The sequence below is a fragment of the Streptococcus sp. AM28-20 genome (assembly GCF_003603595.1).
In the GTDB taxonomy this organism is placed as follows: domain Bacteria; phylum Bacillota; class Bacilli; order Lactobacillales; family Streptococcaceae; genus Streptococcus; species Streptococcus ilei.
On record NZ_QTNK01000003.1, the window covers coordinates 110,690 to 129,881 of the forward strand.

General features: G+C 41.9%; 15 protein-coding genes. 13 read left to right on the forward strand and 2 right to left on the reverse strand.

Annotated elements, in window-relative coordinates; all coding sequences use genetic code 11:
* The first annotated feature begins 64 nt into the window (after window positions 1-64).
* From DW738_RS08545 to leuS, 7 genes are all read left to right on the forward strand, one after another.
* On the forward strand, window positions 65-2,503 hold the full coding sequence (locus tag DW738_RS08545; RefSeq protein WP_006596971.1) for a glycyl radical protein: 2,439 nt from the start codon (window positions 65-67) through the stop codon (window positions 2,501-2,503).
* 15 nt (window positions 2,504-2,518) lie between these two features.
* Window positions 2,519-3,187 (forward strand): fructose-6-phosphate aldolase, encoded by a 669-nt coding sequence (locus DW738_RS08550; RefSeq protein WP_006595058.1) that lies wholly within the window; start codon window positions 2,519-2,521, stop codon window positions 3,185-3,187.
* Between the two features lie 14 nt (window positions 3,188-3,201).
* The gene (locus tag DW738_RS08555; RefSeq protein ID WP_123160816.1) at window positions 3,202-4,293 is read left to right on the forward strand and encodes a glycerol dehydrogenase; all 1,092 of its coding nucleotides are present in this window, start codon (window positions 3,202-3,204) and stop codon (window positions 4,291-4,293) included.
* A gap of 211 nt (window positions 4,294-4,504) precedes the next feature.
* Window positions 4,505-4,645: a bacteriocin gene (locus DW738_RS08560; RefSeq protein WP_006595056.1), complete on the forward strand. Its 141-nt coding sequence runs from the start codon at window positions 4,505-4,507 to the stop codon at window positions 4,643-4,645.
* A 94-nt stretch (window positions 4,646-4,739) separates the two neighbouring features.
* Window positions 4,740-5,414, forward strand: a complete 675-nt coding sequence (locus DW738_RS08565; RefSeq protein ID WP_123160817.1) for a type II CAAX endopeptidase family protein — start codon at window positions 4,740-4,742, stop codon at window positions 5,412-5,414.
* A 343-nt stretch (window positions 5,415-5,757) separates the two neighbouring features.
* On the forward strand, window positions 5,758-7,740 hold the full coding sequence (locus DW738_RS08575) for a peptide ABC transporter substrate-binding protein (RefSeq protein WP_006595054.1): 1,983 nt from the start codon (window positions 5,758-5,760) through the stop codon (window positions 7,738-7,740).
* Between the two features lie 201 nt (window positions 7,741-7,941).
* Complete coding sequence (leuS, locus tag DW738_RS08585) at window positions 7,942-10,443, forward strand: leucine--tRNA ligase (protein WP_123160818.1); 2,502 nt, start codon at window positions 7,942-7,944, stop codon at window positions 10,441-10,443.
* A 193-nt stretch (window positions 10,444-10,636) separates the two neighbouring features.
* Here the strand turns inward: leuS and DW738_RS08595 are convergent, their stop codons facing one another.
* Window positions 10,637-10,795 carry a class IIb bacteriocin, lactobin A/cerein 7B family gene (locus DW738_RS08595; RefSeq protein WP_023027625.1) on the reverse strand — a complete coding sequence of 53 codons (159 nt, stop codon included), beginning with the start codon at window positions 10,793-10,795 and terminating at the stop codon, window positions 10,637-10,639.
* A 214-nt stretch (window positions 10,796-11,009) separates the two neighbouring features.
* On the reverse strand, window positions 11,010-11,198 hold the full coding sequence (locus tag DW738_RS08605) for a Blp family class II bacteriocin (protein ID WP_117744932.1): 189 nt from the start codon (window positions 11,196-11,198) through the stop codon (window positions 11,010-11,012).
* Window positions 11,199-11,365: 167 nt separating this feature from the next.
* On the opposite strand from DW738_RS08605, the gene DW738_RS08610 reads away from it, so the two are divergent.
* The 6 genes from DW738_RS08610 to glmS all read left to right on the forward strand — a co-directional run bounded on the left by DW738_RS08610 (window position 11,366) and on the right by glmS (window position 19,028).
* Entirely contained in the window at window positions 11,366-12,058 is a 693-nt protein-coding gene (locus DW738_RS08610; protein ID WP_123160820.1) for a gamma-glutamyl-gamma-aminobutyrate hydrolase family protein, read from the forward strand.
* Between the two features lie 146 nt (window positions 12,059-12,204).
* A complete protein-coding gene (locus DW738_RS08615) occupies window positions 12,205-13,590 on the forward strand; it encodes a glycoside hydrolase family 1 protein (RefSeq protein WP_165852136.1) in 1,386 nt (461 codons plus the stop codon).
* 217 nt (window positions 13,591-13,807) lie between these two features.
* Window positions 13,808-14,734: an XRE family transcriptional regulator gene (locus tag DW738_RS08620; RefSeq protein WP_123160822.1), complete on the forward strand. Its 927-nt coding sequence runs from the start codon at window positions 13,808-13,810 to the stop codon at window positions 14,732-14,734.
* 358 nt (window positions 14,735-15,092) lie between these two features.
* Entirely contained in the window at window positions 15,093-16,022 is a 930-nt protein-coding gene (locus tag DW738_RS08625; RefSeq protein ID WP_123160823.1) for an ABC transporter ATP-binding protein, read from the forward strand.
* The gene (locus DW738_RS08630; protein WP_123160824.1) at window positions 16,015-16,893 is read left to right on the forward strand and encodes an ABC transporter permease; all 879 of its coding nucleotides are present in this window, start codon (window positions 16,015-16,017) and stop codon (window positions 16,891-16,893) included. The genes DW738_RS08625 and DW738_RS08630 overlap by 8 nt, the downstream gene beginning before the upstream one ends.
* Before the next feature lie 326 nt (window positions 16,894-17,219).
* Window positions 17,220-19,028 carry a glutamine--fructose-6-phosphate transaminase (isomerizing) gene (glmS, locus tag DW738_RS08635; RefSeq protein WP_123160825.1) on the forward strand — a complete coding sequence of 603 codons (1,809 nt, stop codon included), beginning with the start codon at window positions 17,220-17,222 and terminating at the stop codon, window positions 19,026-19,028.
* Window positions 19,029-19,192: the final 164 nt, after the last annotated feature.

Here is a 19,192-nt window from a genome sequence, read left to right on the forward strand (position 1 = left end):
AAATTTAATGCTACTATAGTTACGAAAGAAAACAAAATAATTTCAAAAGAAAGGTTTTGAAAAAATGAAACAAGTAGAAGTAGCAAGTACAAGCATTAAAACAGAATATTTTGGAAGCCTCACTGAACGCATGAATAAGTATCGTGAAGATGTCTTAAATAAGAAGCCTTACATCGATGCTGAACGTGCTGTTCTTGCAACTAAGGCATATGATCGTTATAAGGAACAACCAAATGTTCTTAAACGTGCCTATATGTTGAAAGAGATTCTTGAAAATATGACAATCTACATTGAGGATGAATCCATGATTGCTGGAAACCAAGCATCCTCTAATAAAGATGCTCCGATTTTCCCAGAATATACTTTAGAGTTCGTTCTGAAGGAATTGGATCTTTTTGAAAAGCGGGATGGTGATGTCTTCTATATTACGGAAGAAACGAAAGAACAGCTCCGTAGTATCGCACCGTTCTGGGAAAATAATAACTTACGTGCAAGAGCTGGCGCTCTTCTACCTGAAGAAGTATCTGTCTATATGGAAACAGGATTCTTCGGTATGGAAGGGAAGATGAATTCAGGAGATGCCCACTTAGCAGTCAATTATCAAAAATTATTGCAATATGGCTTGAAAGGTTTTGAAGAAAGAGCTCGCCAAGCTAAAGCAGCCCTAGATCTAACGGATCCAGCTAGCATTGATAAGTACCATTTTTACGATTCTATCTTTATCGTAGTTGATGCTGTTAAGACCTATGCTCAACGATTTGTGGAACTTGCTAAACAACTTGCTGAAACAGCAACTCCTGAACGTAAGAAGGAATTGCTTGAAATTGCAGAGATTTGCTCAAAAGTTCCATACGAGCCTGCAAGTACATTTGCAGAGGCTGTTCAGTCTGTTTGGTTTATCCAATGTATTCTTCAGATTGAATCAAATGGACACTCACTTTCATATGGCCGTTTTGACCAATATATGTATCCATACGTTAAAGCTGATTTGGAAAGTGGACGGGAAACTGAAGAGAGTATTGTTGAACGCTTGACTAACCTTTGGATTAAGACTATTACAATTAACAAAGTACGTAGTCAAGCACATACCTTCTCATCTGCAGGTAGTCCGCTTTATCAAAACGTTACGATTGGTGGTCAAACACGTGATAAGAAAGATGCCGTCAATCCATTGTCTTATTTGGTGTTGAAGTCAGTTGCTCAAACTCACCTTCCTCAACCAAACTTAACTGTTCGTTATCATGCTGGTCTGGATGCCCGCTTCATGAACGAATGTATTGAAGTTATGAAGCTCGGATTTGGTATGCCTGCTTTCAATAATGATGAGATTATTATTCCATCCTTTATTTCAAAAGGTGTTCTTGAAGAAGATGCTTATGATTACAGTGCAATTGGTTGTGTAGAAACAGCTGTTCCAGGTAAATGGGGATATCGCTGTACAGGTATGAGTTATATGAACTTCCCTAAAGTTTTGCTCATTACGATGAATGACGGAATCGATCCTGCTTCTGGCAAGCGCTTTGCACCAAGCTTTGGTCATTTTAAAGACATGAAGAGCTTCGATGAATTGCAAACTGCTTGGGACAAGACTTTGCGCCACTTAACCCGCATGAGTGTGATCGTAGAAAACTCTATCGACCTATCTCTTGAAAGAGAAGTGCCAGATATCCTCTGTTCAGCTTTGACAGATGACTGTATTGGACGTGGAAAACACCTAAAAGAAGGTGGAGCTGTCTACGATTATATTTCTGGTTTACAAGTGGGTATTGCAAACTTATCCGATTCACTTGCAGCAATCAAGAAACTGGTATTCGAAGAAGGACGCTTAACGCCACAAGAGCTATGGCATGCTCTGGAAACCGATTACGAGGGCGAACGTGGAAAAGAAATCCAAGAGATGCTTATCCATGATGCACCGAAGTATGGAAACGATGATGACTATGCGGACAGCTTAGTTCGAGAAGCATACGATATTTATGTGGATGAAATTGCTAAATATCCAAATACTCGATATGGACGTGGGCCAATCGGAGGAATTCGTTACTCAGGTACATCTTCTATTTCAGCCAATGTAGGACAAGGTCGTGGAACATTAGCCACTCCGGACGGTCGTAATGCCGGGACTCCACTTGCAGAAGGATGCTCTCCATCCCACAATATGGACCAACATGGCCCAACATCTGTTCTAAAATCTGTCTCTAAATTGCCAACAGATGAAATTGTTGGTGGTGTTTTACTGAACCAAAAAGTAAACCCACAAACTTTATCCAAAGAAGAAGATAAATTAAAACTTATTGCTTTACTCCGTACGTTCTTTAATCGTCTACATGGATACCATATTCAATACAATGTGGTTTCTAGAGAAACGTTGTTAGATGCTCAAAAACATCCGGAAAAACACCGTGACTTAATTGTACGTGTTGCTGGCTACTCAGCCTTCTTCAATGTACTATCAAGAGCAACACAAGATGATATTATTGGACGGACAGAGCATACTCTATAGTAAAGAGGTATGTATATGGAATTTATGCTTGATACTTTAAATTTAGATGAGATAAAAAAATGGGCACGAGTGTTACCCCTTGCTGGGGTAACTTCGAACCCAACAATTGCTAAAAAAGAAGGGAACATTGATTTTTTTGATCGTATCCATAAGGTGCGGGAAATCATCGGAGGATCTCCTTCCATCCATGTTCAAGTTGTCGCAAAAGATTATGAAGGAATTTTAAAAGATGCGGCCGAAATTCGAGAACAATGCGATGAAAATACCTATATTAAAGTTCCAGTAACACCTGAAGGACTTGCTGCAATTAAAGTGTTAAAAGCAGAGGGTTACAAAATTACTGCAACAGCAATCTATACTGTTTTTCAAGGACTGTTAGCTATTGAAGCAGGAGCCGACTATTTAGCACCTTATTACAATCGTATGGAAAACTTAAACATTGATTCAGCTCAGGTTATTTCTCAGTTAGCGAGTGCCATAGAGCGTAATCATTCATCAAGCAAAATTCTAGCAGCTTCCTTTAAAAATGTGGCTCAAGTTAATCGAGCATTTAAAGAAGGAACACAAGCAATTACGGCAGGGGCAGATGTCTTTGAAGCAGCTTTTGGAATGCCTTCTATTCCAAAAGCAGTAGATGACTTCGAGGCAGATTGGTCAGCTGTTCATCATAAGAATACAATTTGATAAAGGAGGAGTGTATGAGAAATTTTGCCAGCCCATCCCGTTACATTCAAGGTGAAAATGCTTTATTTGAAAATGCAAAACCTATTTTAGAACTGGGGAGTCATCCCGTTTTACTCTGTGATTCAGTAGTCTATGATATCGTAGGGGAACGTTTTGAAAAGTATCTCCTTCGGTATGGCTTTACAGTCTTGCCAGTGTTCTTCAACGGTGAAGCTTCTGATAATGAAATCAATCGTGTGGTCAGTCTGGCAGAAGAAAATGGCTGTGACTTAGTCATCGGACTTGGTGGAGGAAAGACCATCGACAGTGCAAAAGCCATTGCTGATCTTTTAAAATCACCAGTTGTCATTGCTCCGACTATTGCATCTACAGATGCTCCGGTTTCAGCCTTGTCTGTTATTTATACGGATAAAGGTGCCTTTGCTCGCTATATCTTCTATTCTAAAAACCCAGAATTGGTCTTGGTAGATAGTAAAGTCATCTCTCAAGCACCAAAACGTTTGCTTGCTTCTGGTATCGCAGATGGACTAGCTACTTGGGTCGAAGCGCGTGCGGTAATGCAAGCCAACGGAAAAACCATGCTAGGCAAACACCAAACTCTAGCTGGTGTGGCGATTGCGCAACGTTGTGAAGAAATCTTATTTGCTGATGGTCTCCAAGCCGTGGCTGCTTGTGAAGCTAAAGTGGTGACGCCTGCATTAGAAAACATCATCGAAGCCAATACCCTTCTCAGTGGGATTGGGTTTGAAAGTGGTGGCTTGGCAGCAGCTCATGCCATCCATAATGGCTTTACGGCCCTTACTGGGGATATCCACCATTTGACTCACGGTGAAAAAGTAGCCTATGGAACCTTGGTTCAATTGTTCTTGGAAAACCGTCCAAAAGAAGAATTGAACAAATACATTCATTTCTATCAACAAATTGGCATGCCAACGACTCTGAAAGAAATGCATCTTGAAAATGCAAGCTACGAAGATCTTCTCAAGGTTGGCCAACAAGCAACCATTGAAGGAGAAACCATTCACCAAATGCCATTCAAGGTACAAGCATCTGATATTGCTCAAGCGATTGTAGCAGTAGATGCTTATGTCAAGTCCTTAGGCTAATCAAAGAAATACAGAAACCATCGCCTGTTGGCGATGGTTTTTTTGATGGTTGTTCGTTTTCGTTTAATTTGGAGATGTATACTTCTGAATTAAGAGATTCTCCACCCACATAGCTGAAAAATGCAACCATATAGAAAAAAGAAAAGGCAAAGGCTCCAATCTTTGATAGACTCAGGAGGTAGCGTTACAAATACAAATTGGAGGAAATGAAATGACAGAATGTAGTCAAAAAGAATTGGCACAGATTGTAGGAGGAGGAGGTTCTCGCCCAAATGTGGTTCAAGGTCAGTCAGATAAGATTGAGATTGGACGTCCTGGATTTGTGAAGCGACCACCGCTCGCTCGTATTTAAGACATGATAGAGTTCTAGGATGAAGTGTTCTGAGAGTTAGATCTTAAGGCAGATTGGAACTCGGTAGAAAGGATTAAATGAAAGGGTAAATGCAATGAGTAAGACAGACAGATTGTTTCAACTAGCGACAATTGGAATTCTCTGCATCAATTTTGCGCTTTTTAACGTGGGACTCCCAACGGATTTAGTGGGCCACCTATCGGATGATTCTTATTATGGCTTGCTCCTCTTGTTGATAGGATTGATTGGGGGGGTAGCCGTTACACTCTTGGTAAAGAGTCGTCGCTGGGACTTGTACGGGAAATTCACCTTTAAAGCTTCCTATTTGGCGGTGTTTGTGCTTGTTTTTCTTGCTCACTTTTTATGGGATATGTTTTCTGCAGCGGTATTTCCGCCCACTAAGAATTCCATAGCCCTTGCAGAAATATCTAGTGATTTGTCAGGCTGGGCCTTGGTGTTGATACGCTATGTCTATGCCTGCTTGCTGGCTCCCATTGTGGAAGAGCTAGTTTTTCGTGATTTGGTCATGACGGCTTTGGCACCTTATCAGAAGTATAAGCTGGATATGCTTGTTTCGGCCTCCTTGTTCAGCCTCTCGCATGTCTGGCAGCATGGCTGGGATTTGCCAAGCTTTATCGTCTACTTGGTACCGGGCCTGCTATTTTGTGCGGTCTTACGTTATACCAAATCGATTTACTGGTCCATCCTTCAGCATGCCTCTTGGAATAGCTTCCTTACCCTCTTATCCCTCCTGGTCAGTGGGATTTAAGCAGGGTAAGGTACTGGCAAGGGTCTTTATCCATCATCAAAGAGAGTGGGACAGAAATCGGTCATTCGTTAGAATTCGATTTCGTCGTCCCGCCTCCGCACAGTTGAGTAGGGCTGTTAAAGCTGATGAAATCAGCGTATTAGAGCCCACTCAACCACTGCGTCTTGCTCGACAATCCAAAGACAATTGAGAGACTAGGACTTTTGTCCCAGCCTTTTTTTCATGCAGTCAAAACAACTATTTTTTCTAACTTTTGAAATATTATACAGTTAAGCGTTTACATTTTTCCGTAAAGTGCTATAATTTAATATGAAGAATAACATTTTATACAGAGGTGATCCATATGAAAAAAGGGAAGCTACTCTTAGCCACCGGCGCTCTGCTTTTGTCTGTAAGCGCACTGGTAGCCTGCTCACAAGGAGGGAAATCTTCAAGTTCGGACAACCAGGTCTTTAGTTATGTATATACGCAAGATCCGGATACTTTGGATTATTCACTCTCTAATAAACGGTCAACTTCAGAATTTACAGGTAATGCTGTGGATGGTTTGTTAGAAGTTGACAAATACGGCAACTTAATCCCATCTCTTGCTAAGGATTGGACTGTTTCAAAAGATGGTCTGACCTATACCTATAAACTTCGTAAAGGGGTTAAATGGGTGACCGCTGAAGGGGAAGAATTCGGAGAAGTTAAGGCCCAAGACTTTGTGACGGGGCTTCAGCACGCAGCGGACAAGAAATCTTCGGCCCTCTATCTCGTCCAACAATCTATCAAAGGGTTGGATGATTATGTCTCAGGGAAAACCAAAGACTTCTCAACAGTTGGTATCAAAGCTGTCGATGACTATACGGTTCAATACACCTTGAACCAACCAGAAAGTTTCTGGAATTCAAAAACCACCATGGGCATTTTGATGCCAGTCAATAAAGAATTCTTAGATTCTAAGGGAGATGACTACGGTCAAGGTACGAACCCTTCTAGTATTCTTTATTGTGGTCCTTATTTGATTAAAGCTATCACCTCTAAATCTGTTGTGACGCTTGAAAAGAACCCAACCTATTGGGATGCTGATAATGTAAAAATTTCTAAGGTTAAGCTGACCTATTATGATGGACAAGATTCAGAATCTTTGATCCGTGGATTTGATAACGGAGACTATACCTTTGCCCGTGTCTTCCCAAATGGCTCTAACTATAAGAGTGTAGAGAAGAAACACAAAGATGACATTGTCTTCAGTGACCAAGGATCCTCTACTTATAACTTGTCTTTCAACATTGACCGTCAAGCTTATGAGATTACGACTAAAACTACAGATGCTCAAAAGAGCTCAACCAAGAAAGCAATCTTGAATAAAGACTTCCGTCAAGCCATTATGTTTGCCTTCAACCGCAAGGCCTATGTAGCGCAAGCCAATGGGGAAGCATCTGCAGACAAGGTCATCCGCAACACCTTCACTCCTCCAAACTTTGTTCAAATTGATGGCAAAGATTTCGGTGAGTCTGTAGAGAAAAACTTAGAAGAATATGGTGATGAATGGAAAGGTGTTTCTGTCGAAGATGGAAAAGATACCCTTTACAATCCAACCAAGGCCAAGGAAGAGTTTGCCAAGGCCAAAGAAGCTCTTCAAGGCCAAGGGGTAGAGTTCCCGATTCATTTGGACCTCCCTGTTTCATCCACCTATACAGAAGGAGTCAAGCAAGCTCAATCCTTTAAACAGTCGATCGAATCTACCCTAGGAGCAGAAAATGTCGTCATCGACTTGAATATGGTATCTGAGGACGATCTTAATCGAGTGACCTACTTTGCTGAAAATGCTTCTCAACAAGACTGGGATTTGAACAACAACTTGGGTTGGGGTCCAGACTATACCGATCCATCTTCTTACCTAGATATCACAAACTCTAAGAATGGTGAAAATGCAAATTCTTACTTCGGATTTGATGCTGGTACTAATAACGCAGCTGCTAAAGAAGCTGGTTTTGATGAATACGATCAATTGATTGAAGATGCACATAATGAAACAAAAGATGTCAATGACCGCTATGAAAAATATGCTAAGGCTCAGGCTTGGTTGACTGATAGTGCCCTCTTAATCCCGATTCATTCAGATGGTGCCTCTCCAGGTGTTCGTAAGACAGTTCCATACACAGCTGCCTTTGCTTGGACAGGACACAAGGGTCAAACCTTCAACTACAAGTACTTGGAATTGCAAGACAAAGTTTTGACAACCAAGGAGTACGATGAAGCGCGTGAACAATGGAAGAAAGAAAAAGAAGAATCCAATAAGAAAGCTCAAAAAGAACTAGAAAGTCACGTAGAAGACTAGGAGTTTAAGAGCGATTGTATATTGAACAGGGAAGAGAGTGGGACAGAAATCGGTAATTCGTTAGAATTTGATTTCGTCGTCCCACCTCCGCAGACAATTGAGAGGCTAGGACTTTGTCCCAGCCTCTTTTTGGTGGATAGAACCTTTAAAAATCCCCTAAAAATGGTATAATAGGAGCATCACGAAAATTGGAGAGACAGCATGAGTTTTTACAATCATAAAGAAATCGAGCCTAAGTGGCAGAAACACTGGGCTGACCATCACACCTTTAAGACAGGAACAGACGCTTCAAAACCTAAGTTTTATGCGCTTGACATGTTCCCTTACCCATCTGGAGCGGGTCTTCACGTAGGACACCCAGAAGGTTATACGGCAACAGATATCCTTAGCCGTTTCAAACGTGCCCAAGGCTACAATGTCCTTCACCCAATGGGATGGGATGCTTTTGGTTTGCCTGCTGAGCAATATGCCATGGATACAGGGAATGACCCAGCAGAATTCACAGCAGAAAATATTGCCAACTTCAAACGCCAAATCAATGCGCTTGGCTTCTCTTACGACTGGGACCGTGAAGTCAATACGACAGATCCGAACTACTACAAGTGGACGCAATGGATCTTCACTAAACTTTACGAAAAAGGTTTGGCTTATGAAGCTGAAGTGCCAGTAAACTGGGTTGAGGAACTAGGAACAGCCATCGCTAACGAAGAAGTCCTTCCAGATGGAACATCTGAGCGTGGTGGCTATCCAGTTGTCCGCAAACCAATGCGCCAATGGATGCTCAAGATCACTGCCTATGCGGAGCGCTTGCTCAATGACTTGGATGACCTGGATTGGCCAGAATCTATCAAGGACATGCAACGCAACTGGATTGGGAAATCAACTGGTGCCAATGTCACTTTCAAGGTGAAAGGAACAGACAAGGAATTCACCGTCTTTACAACACGTCCAGATACCCTTTTTGGTGCGACCTTCACTGTTTTGGCTCCTGAGCATGACTTGGTAGATGCCATCACAATTCCGGAACAAGCAGAGGCTGTAGCTGACTACAAACACCAAGCAAGCCTCAAGTCAGACTTGGCTCGTACAGACCTTGCCAAGGAAAAAACAGGGGTTTGGACTGGTGCTTATGCCATCAACCCTGTCAATGGCAAAGAAATCCCAATCTGGATTGCCGACTATGTTCTTGCTAGCTACGGAACAGGTGCTGTTATGGCCGTACCTGCCCACGATGAGCGTGACTGGGAATTTGCTAAACAGTTTGGTCTTCCAATCGTAGAAGTGTTGGAAGGTGGAAACGTTGAAGAAGCAGCTTACACAGAAGATGGTCTTCACGTCAACTCAGACTTCTTGAACGGGCTTAACAAAGAAGAAGCGATTGCTAAGATTGTGGCTTGGTTGGAAGAAAAAGGCTGTGGTCAAGAAAAAATCACTTACCGTCTTCGTGACTGGCTCTTTAGCCGTCAACGTTACTGGGGTGAACCAATCCCAATCATTCATTGGGAAGATGGGACTTCAACGGCTGTTCCTGAAAATGAATTGCCACTTGTCTTGCCAGTCACCAAGGACATCCGCCCTTCAGGTACTGGTGAAAGCCCATTGGCTAACTTGACAGACTGGCTGGAAGTGACTCGTGAAGATGGCGTCAAAGGTCGTCGTGAGACCAACACCATGCCACAATGGGCAGGTTCAAGCTGGTACTACCTCCGCTATATCGACCCACATAACACAGAAAAATTGGCTGACGAAGATCTCCTTAAACAATGGTTGCCAGTAGATATCTACGTGGGTGGTGCAGAACACGCCGTTCTTCACTTGCTTTACGCTCGTTTCTGGCATAAATTCCTCTATGATATCGGTGTCGTTCCAACGAAAGAGCCATTCCAAAAACTCTTTAACCAAGGTATGATCTTGGGGACTAGCTACCGTGACCACCGTGGGGCTCTTGTAGCGACTGACAAGGTTGAAAAACGCGACGGTTCCTTCTTCCATGTGGAAACAGGAGAAGAGTTGGAGCAAGCACCAGCCAAGATGTCGAAATCCCTCAAGAACGTGGTTAACCCAGACGATGTGGTGGAACAATACGGTGCCGATACCCTTCGTGTCTATGAAATGTTCATGGGACCACTTGACGCTTCGATCGCTTGGTCAGAAGAAGGCTTGGAAGGAAGCCGTAAATTCCTCGACCGTGTTTACCGTTTGATTACAAGCAAAGAAATCGTTGCGGAAAACAATGGTGCTCTTGACAAGGTTTATAACGAAACTGTTAAATCTGTCACAGAGCAAATCGAGTCGATGAAGTTTAATACAGACATTGCCCAACTCATGGTCTTTGTCAATGCTGCTAATAAGGAAGACAAACTCTATGTGGATTATGCCAAAGGATTTATCCAATTGCTTGCCCCAGTTGCGCCTCACTTGGCAGAAGAACTCTGGCAAATAGTGGCAGCAACAGGTGAGTCTATCTCTTATGTAGCTTGGCCAACATGGGACGAAAGCAAATTGGTTGAAGACGAAATTGAAATCGTCGTCCAAATCAAAGGTAAAGTCCGTGCTAAACTCATGGTCGCTAAAGACCTTTCTCGCGAAGAATTGCAAGAAGTGGCTCTCGCTGACGAAAAAGTCAAAGCAGAGATTGATGGCAAGGAAGTCGTGAAAGTGATTGCGGTACCGAATAAGCTTGTGAATATTGTTGTGAAATAAGGTTAAAAAGAGGCTGGGACAAAAGTCCTAGCCTCTCAATTGTCTTTGGATTGTAGAGCAAGACGCAGTGGTTGAGTGGGCTCTACTACGCTGATTTCATCATCTTTTACAGCCCTACTCAACTGTGCGGAGGTGGGACGACGAAATCGAATTCTAACGAATGACCGATTTCTGTCCCACTCTCTTTTCTATATTAATGACGTCGGGCCAAGTCAGCCCCAAATTTATAACCTGCATTAAAGACGGAAACGAAAAAGTTTGCAACTCCTGAAATAGCTACGATTTCAGCTAGGCCAATACCGCCCCGGGTGTTTTCCAATTCTTCAGTTGTTAAAAGTTGTAAGTTATTCATTGTTTTTCTCCTTTCTAATTTCTCTATATGCCATGCTTAGGATCCAAATAACAAGAATCCAAGAAAGTAAGTCACTTACTCCGTAAGTTTCAAAAGGGAGTGTGAGATAATGAAGGTCGTGTAGGATTTGTAGAACTGCTAAAAAGATCCTAGACAAAAGTAAAGTAGATATCGTGATGATGTGGAATAGGTGTCTTTTTTTCATCATTCATACCTATGGACGGTTGGCTAGATATCCTAGACCTGCTCCAGCAGCAAAAACTAGTCCGATACTACCGACAGCAGCTGTGGCAATTTTCCATGTAGCTACCCCTGCAACTACAGCTGGGATAAATCCCCCTTGAATAGTGGCTAGTTCATGATCTGATAGTATGTCATCAGAATGAATAGAAATTGTGTTCATATATCTTCTCCTTTCTTTGAAGAAAATTGATTCTTCACATATATTATTCGTAAAAATTCTGGAAAAACTCTCATTATTTGAAAATACATGAAAAAAGTTGAAAGTCACCTTCAGAGTGTGGTAAAATAAGGAACTATATTAGCTACGAAGAGATTGGAGAATGAGCGATGAAGAAACCAGTGATTGGGATAACGGGTAATCAACGTCCTTTTCGTGAAGAAGAAGGAATGTACCTCAGCTATACACCGACAGGCTTTGTCCAGGGAGTTCAAGAAGCAGGGGGCATCCCTCTGATCCTTCCAATTGGAGATCCTACAACGGCTGGCCACTATATTTCCTTGATTGACAAGTTGATTATCACAGGTGGTCAGCATGTCTCTCCTCAGTTTTATGGAGCAGAGAAGGAGATTGTCAGCGATGATTACTTGATCGAGCGCGACCTTTTCGAGTTGGCTTTGATCAAGGAAGCGGTAGCTGCTAAGAAGCCCATCTTTACAGTTTGTCGAGGCATGCAGCTTTACAATGTCGCCATGGGCGGGACGCTTTACCAAGATATCGACCACCACTGGCAGGAAAATCCTGCTAGCGAAGCCAGTCATTCAATCGAAACCGTCGAGGGGACCGTTTTGCGAGACTTGTTCGGAGAAGTTGGTCAGATCAATTCCTACCACCATCAAGGGATCAAGGATTTAGCCCCTCATCTAGAAGTGATTGCTGTTAGTCCGGATGACCAGATTATCGAAGCGGTTCAATCATCCTACGGGACAGCCTTTCTAGGGGTTCAGTGGCATCCAGAACTGCGCTATCAGATAAGCGAGGGAGACAAGGCTCTCTTTGATTATGTCGTCAATCAATTATAATGGAAACAAAACACGCTAGAAATCGGGTCTTCTGATAGCTAGCGTGTTTTTTCTATAATCTGCGTAAAAATGACTGAAAATAGTCTCTAGGAACCGCGCTGAAAGGGAGTATAATAGAGAGGAAGACAATGAGAGAGGATAAACACATGATTAAGTTTCCAAAAAATTTTTTATGGGGGACATCGACATCTGGTCCACAGACAGAAGGGCGTTTTGCCGGAGATGGCAAGGGGGACAACCTCTGGGACTACTGGTATCAAGTAGAGCCTCATCGCTTTCGTTTCCAAGAAGGGCCCGGTTTAACTTCGACCTTTTATGAAAATTGGGAAGAAGACATTGAGCTTCTAGTCGAGACTGGACATACCGCCTTTCGGACTTCTATCCAATGGTCTCGGATTTTCCCCGAGGGTCGTGGAGAAGTCAATCCAGTAGGAGTGGCTTTTTACCGCCAAGTATTTGAACGCATCAAGTCCAAAGGCATTCATTTGATGGTCAATCTTTATCACTTTGATCTTCCTTTTGCCTTGCAAGAACAAGGAGATGGTTGGGAGAACAAGGAAACGGTCTACGCCTATCGCGACTACGCTCGCTTCTGCTTTGAAACCTATGGGGACTTGGTCGATCAGTGGATTACCTTTAATGAGCCTATTGTTCCTGTAGAGTTTGGCTATTTTTATGATGCCCATTACCCACATAAGGTGGATGCCACTGCAGCAGTCAAAGTCGCCTACCATACCCAGTTGGCAAGTAGCCTTGCTGTCAAGGCCTGCCATGAGGTGGATCCAAGCTATCGAATCGGAGTAGTGTTGAACTTGACACCAGCCTACCCTCGGAGCCAACATCCAGCAGATCTCAAGGCGGCACGAATCGCTGAACTCTTCCAAGCCAAGTCTTTTCTCGATCCGTCTGTGCTTGGGACTTACCCACCAGAGTTGGTAGAGATTCTGCGAGAGCGCGATCTCTTGCCAGAGGTGGATCCAAGTGACTTAGAGCTGATAAAAGAACATACAGTTGACTTCTTAGGGGTCAACTATTACCAGCCAATGCGGGTCTCTGCGCCTCGTTATGCGCCAAACCCAGACTCTCCGATGCTGGTCGAGCAGTTCTACGAACCCTATGTTATGCCAGGAAGAAAGATCAACCCACACAGAGGCTGGGAAATCTATGAGCAGGGCTTATATGACATTGCACAAAACATCAAAGAAAATTATGGTAACATCGAGTGGCTCCTAACAGAGAATGGAATGGGAGTTGAAGGGGAAGAAAAATTTCGTCAAAATGGGGAAATCCAAGATGACTACCGGATTGACTTCGTCAAAGATCACCTGCGTGAGTTGCACGGGGCTATTCAAGAAGGAGCCAACTGTAAGGGCTACCTCATGTGGACCTTTATCGACTGCTGGTCTTGGCTCAACGGCTATAAAAATCGCTACGGCCTTGTCGAATTAGACCTAGCCACTCAAGAAAGACGCCTGAAGAAATCAGGCCATTGGTTCCGTGAGTTGAGCCAGCAGAATGGATTTGAAGAGTAAGTTTTTGAGGATGGTTGAGGATTCTATTGTCCAAGTATGATAGGACTCGTTCGTTTCAGTAGTTGGCAGTTTTATTTTCGGAAGTGTGGAACTTCATCAGATGCAGCTGTTTCTGATGGCATTCTTCATTTCCGATTTTTCATTTAGTGCTGGAAAATGTTAAAAAACGTTCAACTTTAATATGTGTTATAATAAAACCAGAAGAAAAGGAGCTTGTATGATGGATTTTAAAATAGAATTAGGAAAAAAAGTACAAACTCTACGTGAAAGTAAGGGATTAAGTAGACAAGCACTCTGTGGCATTGAGGATGTATTAACGACACGCCAACTCCAGCGAATTGAAAAGGGTCAGTCTTTACCAACGATTGCAACAGCAAAGTATATTGCTGAGCAACTAGGTGTTTCCCTAGACAAACTAACGAATCAAACGAGTTTAGAATTGCCAGCAGAATATCTGAACCTTAAGTATCAATTACGGACTTTATACCATTATGGAGATCAAGATCGTCTTCATCGGCATGAAGAAATTATTGAGGACATTTATGAAAACTATTTTGATAACTTGCCAGAGGAAGAAAAACTGTCTGTCCAGGTCGCCCAAGCTACGGTTGATATGATTGGATCCAAAAATCCTTCTTTTGATCAAGGTTTATTAGATGAGTATCTGGGGCAAGCCATGAAGAAAAAAGAGTTAAGTCCCAACGATGTGGAAATAATTAAATTGCGCTTGCTTTCTTTGGCTTTGGGGGTCTTTGATCAAGAAGAATTTATACACTTAGTGGAGAAGATTATACTTGCGATAGATTATTTCCCCTTATCAGAGTTGGAAATGCTACAAAACACTCTAATCTCAGCCGCAGGCGTGTTAGCCCATTATGGGATATACGACAGGTTGCCAGACATTGTTAAAGCCTTAAATGATATTATGACAAAGAGACATGATTTTCAGGATAATATTTTTGTTTATGCTTTAAATTGGAAAGTTGCTTTATTTATAGAAGATGATCTAGAAAAAGCAAAAAATGATTATCAAAAAGTATGCTTGATGGCAGACTTATTATCTGAGAATTTAGTGAAGAAAAACATGCAAGAAGAATGGAAAGAGGACCTTGCAAAAAAAGGTCTAACATACACTGAGGAATAGAGAATTGTTCATCTTTTAGTCTGTTGCTCTCAAAAAATATAAACTGAACATTGAGAGAGTGGGACAGAAATCGGTAATTGGTGAGAATTCGATTTCGTTGTCCCACCTCCGCACAGTTGAGTAGGGCTGTAAAAGCTGATGAAATCAGCGTAGTAGAGCTCACTCAACCACTGCGTCTTGCTCGACAATCCAAAGACAGTTGAGAGGCTGGGACTTTTGTCCCAGCCTCTTTTGTTGGTGAAAATGATGGGTAGACTTGGACATGAATGTCCTCACGTTAAATGATAGAAATTGGATATACTGAGAGTAGAAGAAAGGAAGGAAGAAGTTGCTTCAGGAAGGATGTTGGTGTCAGAAAATGGAAATTAGATTACACAATGTAAAGAAAAGCTATGGTTCCTTTGAGGCTTTGAAAGGAATTGATTTAGTTCTTGAGGAAGGAAAATTTTATGGACTTCTTGGACCGAATGGTGCAGGGAAAACAACACTCTTTAATTTGTTGATTAAAAATTTCAAGCCAAGTTCAGGAGAGATTTTTTGGGAGGTAGATGGAAAATCCTTGTCAACGAAAGATTTTTATCGACATATCGGTATTGTATTTCAAAGCAATCGTCTAGATGATCATTTAACGGTAGAGGAAAACCTGATTTCTCGAGGAGCCTTGTATGGATTATCAAAATCACAAGTACAAAAGCGTATTAAAGATCTGCAATCCTATTTGGATGTAGCTACTCTTAAAAAGAAAAGCTATGGCAGTTTATCAGGAGGACAAAAACGAAAAGTAGATATTGCCCGAGCTTTATTGCCACAACCGTCTTTGCTCTTGTTAGATGAGCCAACAACTGGTTTAGATCCACAATCTCGTCATGATTTATGGGAAGCGATTCATCAGTTGAATAAGAAAGATAATATGACAGTCGTTCTAATTACACACTATTTAGAAGAGATGGCTGCTTGTGATGTCTTAAATGTCTTAATTGAAGGGAACTTGTACTATTCAGGAGATATTGCCAATTTTATTAAACAGCATTCAACCACTAACCTGAATCTTACGTTAAAACCAGGAAGATCACTGAAATCATTATCAGTTTCTACGTTTGCTAATAAGTGTCAGATCCTTTCGGAGGCAGAAGTCGTATGTAAGGATGTTTCCGTTGAAGAGATGATGGAAATTATTGCAGAAAATCAAGGAAAATCAATTATTGAAACGTTTAATGTAGAATATTCAAATTTAGAAGCAGCTTATTTGAACTTACTAAGATCTAAAGGAGGAGAAGGGAATGCTTGAATTAATCTCTAGAAATCGGAAAGTCTATACAAGAGATCGCTTAGCTTTCTTTATGTCCTTCTTATCGGTCATCATCTTGATCTTGGTTTATCAAGTCTTTTTAGGACAAATTCAGATTGATGCCATCAAGGAGGCTTTGAATAGTGATACCGCCTCTACGGACACCGTCCAGATGGTCAATTATTGGTTAATCTCAGGTTTAACGACCATTATTTCAATGACCAGTACTCTTGGTGCATTTGGAGTGATGGTTTCGGATAGAGAAAAGAAATTGAGTGAGGACTTTAAAGTCAGTCCAGTTTCTAACTTTAAAATTGAACTATCGTATGCGATCTTTGCGATTTTATTTGGGATTATTATGACCATGTTCTCTTGTATCTTTGCAATTGGTATGTTTAATGGTTTTAGTGCTCTTCTTGACTATTCTATGATGGACTACTTATCTATTTTAGGAGTTGTCACAATGGGAACGATGTTGTCTGCAACTATTATTCTGCCAATCCTAGCTTTTATTCGAACCAGTTCAGCATTTACAACTTTGAGTACAATAGTTGGAACTTTTATCGGATTCATTTCAGGTGTTTATCTTTCAATTGGATCCGTAGGAGAAACCTTGCAACAGGTCATGACCTGGTTCCCTCTAACACAGGTGAATGCACTCTTAAAACAAGTTTTGATGAAAGATTCAATTGCTCAAGTATTTAATGACGCCCCATCTTCGGTCATTACGAACTACAAAGAATCTTATGGGATTATCTTGCAGAATGCGAGTGGTGAACATCTATCGAATCAGTTCATGTTTGCCTATATTTCTACTATTATAGTTGTTTTGCTGGGAGTTCATTTTATAATTAAAAAGGTAAAAAAATGAAGTGAAGCTCATGAAATTATTGGATAGGCATCTAGATTAGTTGAAATCAATTACTATCTTAAATGAAGCCAATCATCCTACCCTATCAACCAACATGTTGGTAGGTTTTTCTTAACCCTTTCTTAACTAGACCAATTTCTAGTATTTTTTAGGTTGACAAACAGGAAAAAGCATTGTATAATGACTCCGCTGATGATTTTTCTATCAAATCAGACTAGACCAATTTTATAAATTGGCTAAGAAAATAAGGGAACTCAAGTATGGATACCTATTTTCTTTCATTTTTATAGAAGGAGAAAGCACAGCTTGTCTGTGTCGTAAAAACTATGTGTGGAATTGTTGGTGTTGTTGGAAATACAAATGCAACGGATATTTTGATTCAAGGGCTTGAAAAGCTCGAATACCGTGGTTATGATTCGGCGGGGATTTATGTCCTAGGTGGTGCTGAAAGCCATTTGGTGAAAGCAGTTGGTCGTATTGCAGAATTGTCTGCTAAAACTGCCGGTGTTGAGGGGACAACTGGTATCGGACATACTCGTTGGGCCACTCACGGAAAACCGACAGAAGACAATGCTCACCCACATCGCTCTGAGACAGGACGTTTTGTCTTGGTCCACAATGGGGTGATAGAAAACTATCTTGAAATCAAAGAAGAATACCTTGCAGGTCACCACTTCAAGGGACAAACAGATACAGAAATTGCTGTTCACTTGATTGGGAAATTTGCCGAAGAAGACGGCTTGTCAGTACTTGAAGCCTTCAAAAAAGCTCTTCATATCATCCGCGGTTCTTATGCCTTTGCCTTGATTGACTCTGAAAATCCAGATGTCATCTATGTGGCAAAAAACAAATCACCACTCTTGATTGGTCTTGGAGATGGTTACAATATGGTCTGCTCTGATGCCATGGCTATGATTCGTGAAACCAACCAATACATGGAAATCCATGACCAAGAGTTGGTTATCGTTAAGGCTGATAGTGTTGAAGTGCAAGACTATGATGGCAACAGCCGTGAGCGTGCTAGCTATACTGCTGAACTTGACTTGTCAGATATCGGTAAGGGTACCTACCCTTACTACATGCTCAAGGAAATCGATGAGCAACCAACGGTGATGCGTAAGTTGATCCAAGCTTATACTGATGAGGCTGGTCAAGTAGTCGTAGATCCAGCTATCATCAAGGCTGTTCAAGAGGCAGACCGTATCTACATCCTTGCAGCTGGGACATCTTATCACGCAGGATTTGCTTCTAAGAAGATGTTGGAAGAATTGACAGATACGCCAGTTGAATTGGGAATTTCATCTGAGTGGGGCTACGGTATGCCACTTCTTAGCAAGAAACCACTTTTCATCTTCATCAGTCAGTCTGGTGAAACAGCTGATAGCCGTCAGGTTTTAGTCAAGGCCAATGAAATGGGGATCCCAAGCTTGACTGTTACAAATGTTCCGGGATCCACTCTTTCTCGTGAAGCTAACTATACTATGCTTCTTCATGCAGGTCCTGAAATTGCCGTAGCATCAACCAAGGCCTATACAGCACAAATCGCAGCCCTTGCCTTCCTTGCAAAAGCAGTTGGTGAAGCAAATGGCAACGAAAAAGCGCAAGCCTTTGATCTGGTTCATGAGTTGTCTATCGTCGCTCAGTCTATCGAGTCAACTCTTTCAGAAAAAGAATTGATTGAGAGTAAGGTTCGTGAGCTTCTTGAAACAACACGCAACGCCTTTTACATCGGACGTGGTCAAGATTACTATGTAGCCATGGAAGCTAGTCTCAAACTCAAAGAGATTTCTTACATCCAATGTGAAGGCTTTGCGGCAGGAGAGCTCAAGCACGGAACCATTGCCTTGATTGAGGATGGAACACCTGTTTTGGCCCTCTTGTCAGACCCAGTTCTTGCTAACCACACTCGTGGAAATATCCAAGAAGTGGCAGCTCGTGGTGCTAAGGTCCTCACCATCGCAGAAGAAAATGTTGCCAAAGATACAGACGATATCGTTCTTACGACCGTACACCCTTACCTCTCACCAATCTCAATGGTCGTACCAACACAATTAGTCGCTTACTTTGCAACCCTCCACCGTGGACTTGATGTAGACAAACCACGGAACCTTGCTAAATCCGTAACAGTAGAATAAAAAAAGAAGCTAGGATCCAGTCCTAGCTTCTTTTTTTATTAGAGGCTGGGTTACAAACAGTGAGTTAGAAAAGAGAAGGAAGAGTTATAAAGAGGCTGGGATAAAAGTCCTAGCCTCTCAATTGTCTTTGGATTGTCGAGCAAGACGCAGTGGTTGAGTGGGCT

Coding starts and splice junctions, on each gene's coding strand:
- DW738_RS08545 (WP_006596971.1), top strand. CDS start 65: ATGAAACAAGTAGAAGTAGCAAGTACAAGCATTAAAACAGAATATTTT.
- DW738_RS08550 (WP_006595058.1), top strand. CDS start 2,519: ATGGAATTTATGCTTGATACTTTAAATTTAGATGAGATAAAAAAATGG.
- DW738_RS08555 (WP_123160816.1), top strand. CDS start 3,202: ATGAGAAATTTTGCCAGCCCATCCCGTTACATTCAAGGTGAAAATGCT.
- DW738_RS08560 (WP_006595056.1), top strand. CDS start 4,505: ATGACAGAATGTAGTCAAAAAGAATTGGCACAGATTGTAGGAGGAGGA.
- DW738_RS08565 (WP_123160817.1), top strand. CDS start 4,740: ATGAGTAAGACAGACAGATTGTTTCAACTAGCGACAATTGGAATTCTC.
- DW738_RS08575 (WP_006595054.1), top strand. CDS start 5,758: ATGAAAAAAGGGAAGCTACTCTTAGCCACCGGCGCTCTGCTTTTGTCT.
- leuS (WP_123160818.1), top strand. CDS start 7,942: ATGAGTTTTTACAATCATAAAGAAATCGAGCCTAAGTGGCAGAAACAC.
- DW738_RS08595 (WP_023027625.1), bottom strand. CDS start 10,795: ATGAATAACTTACAACTTTTAACAACTGAAGAATTGGAAAACACCCGG.
- DW738_RS08605 (WP_117744932.1), bottom strand. CDS start 11,198: ATGAACACAATTTCTATTCATTCTGATGACATACTATCAGATCATGAA.
- DW738_RS08610 (WP_123160820.1), top strand. CDS start 11,366: ATGAAGAAACCAGTGATTGGGATAACGGGTAATCAACGTCCTTTTCGT.
- DW738_RS08615 (WP_165852136.1), top strand. CDS start 12,205: ATGATTAAGTTTCCAAAAAATTTTTTATGGGGGACATCGACATCTGGT.
- DW738_RS08620 (WP_123160822.1), top strand. CDS start 13,808: ATGATGGATTTTAAAATAGAATTAGGAAAAAAAGTACAAACTCTACGT.
- DW738_RS08625 (WP_123160823.1), top strand. CDS start 15,093: ATGGAAATTAGATTACACAATGTAAAGAAAAGCTATGGTTCCTTTGAG.
- DW738_RS08630 (WP_123160824.1), top strand. CDS start 16,015: ATGCTTGAATTAATCTCTAGAAATCGGAAAGTCTATACAAGAGATCGC.
- glmS (WP_123160825.1), top strand. CDS start 17,220: ATGTGTGGAATTGTTGGTGTTGTTGGAAATACAAATGCAACGGATATT.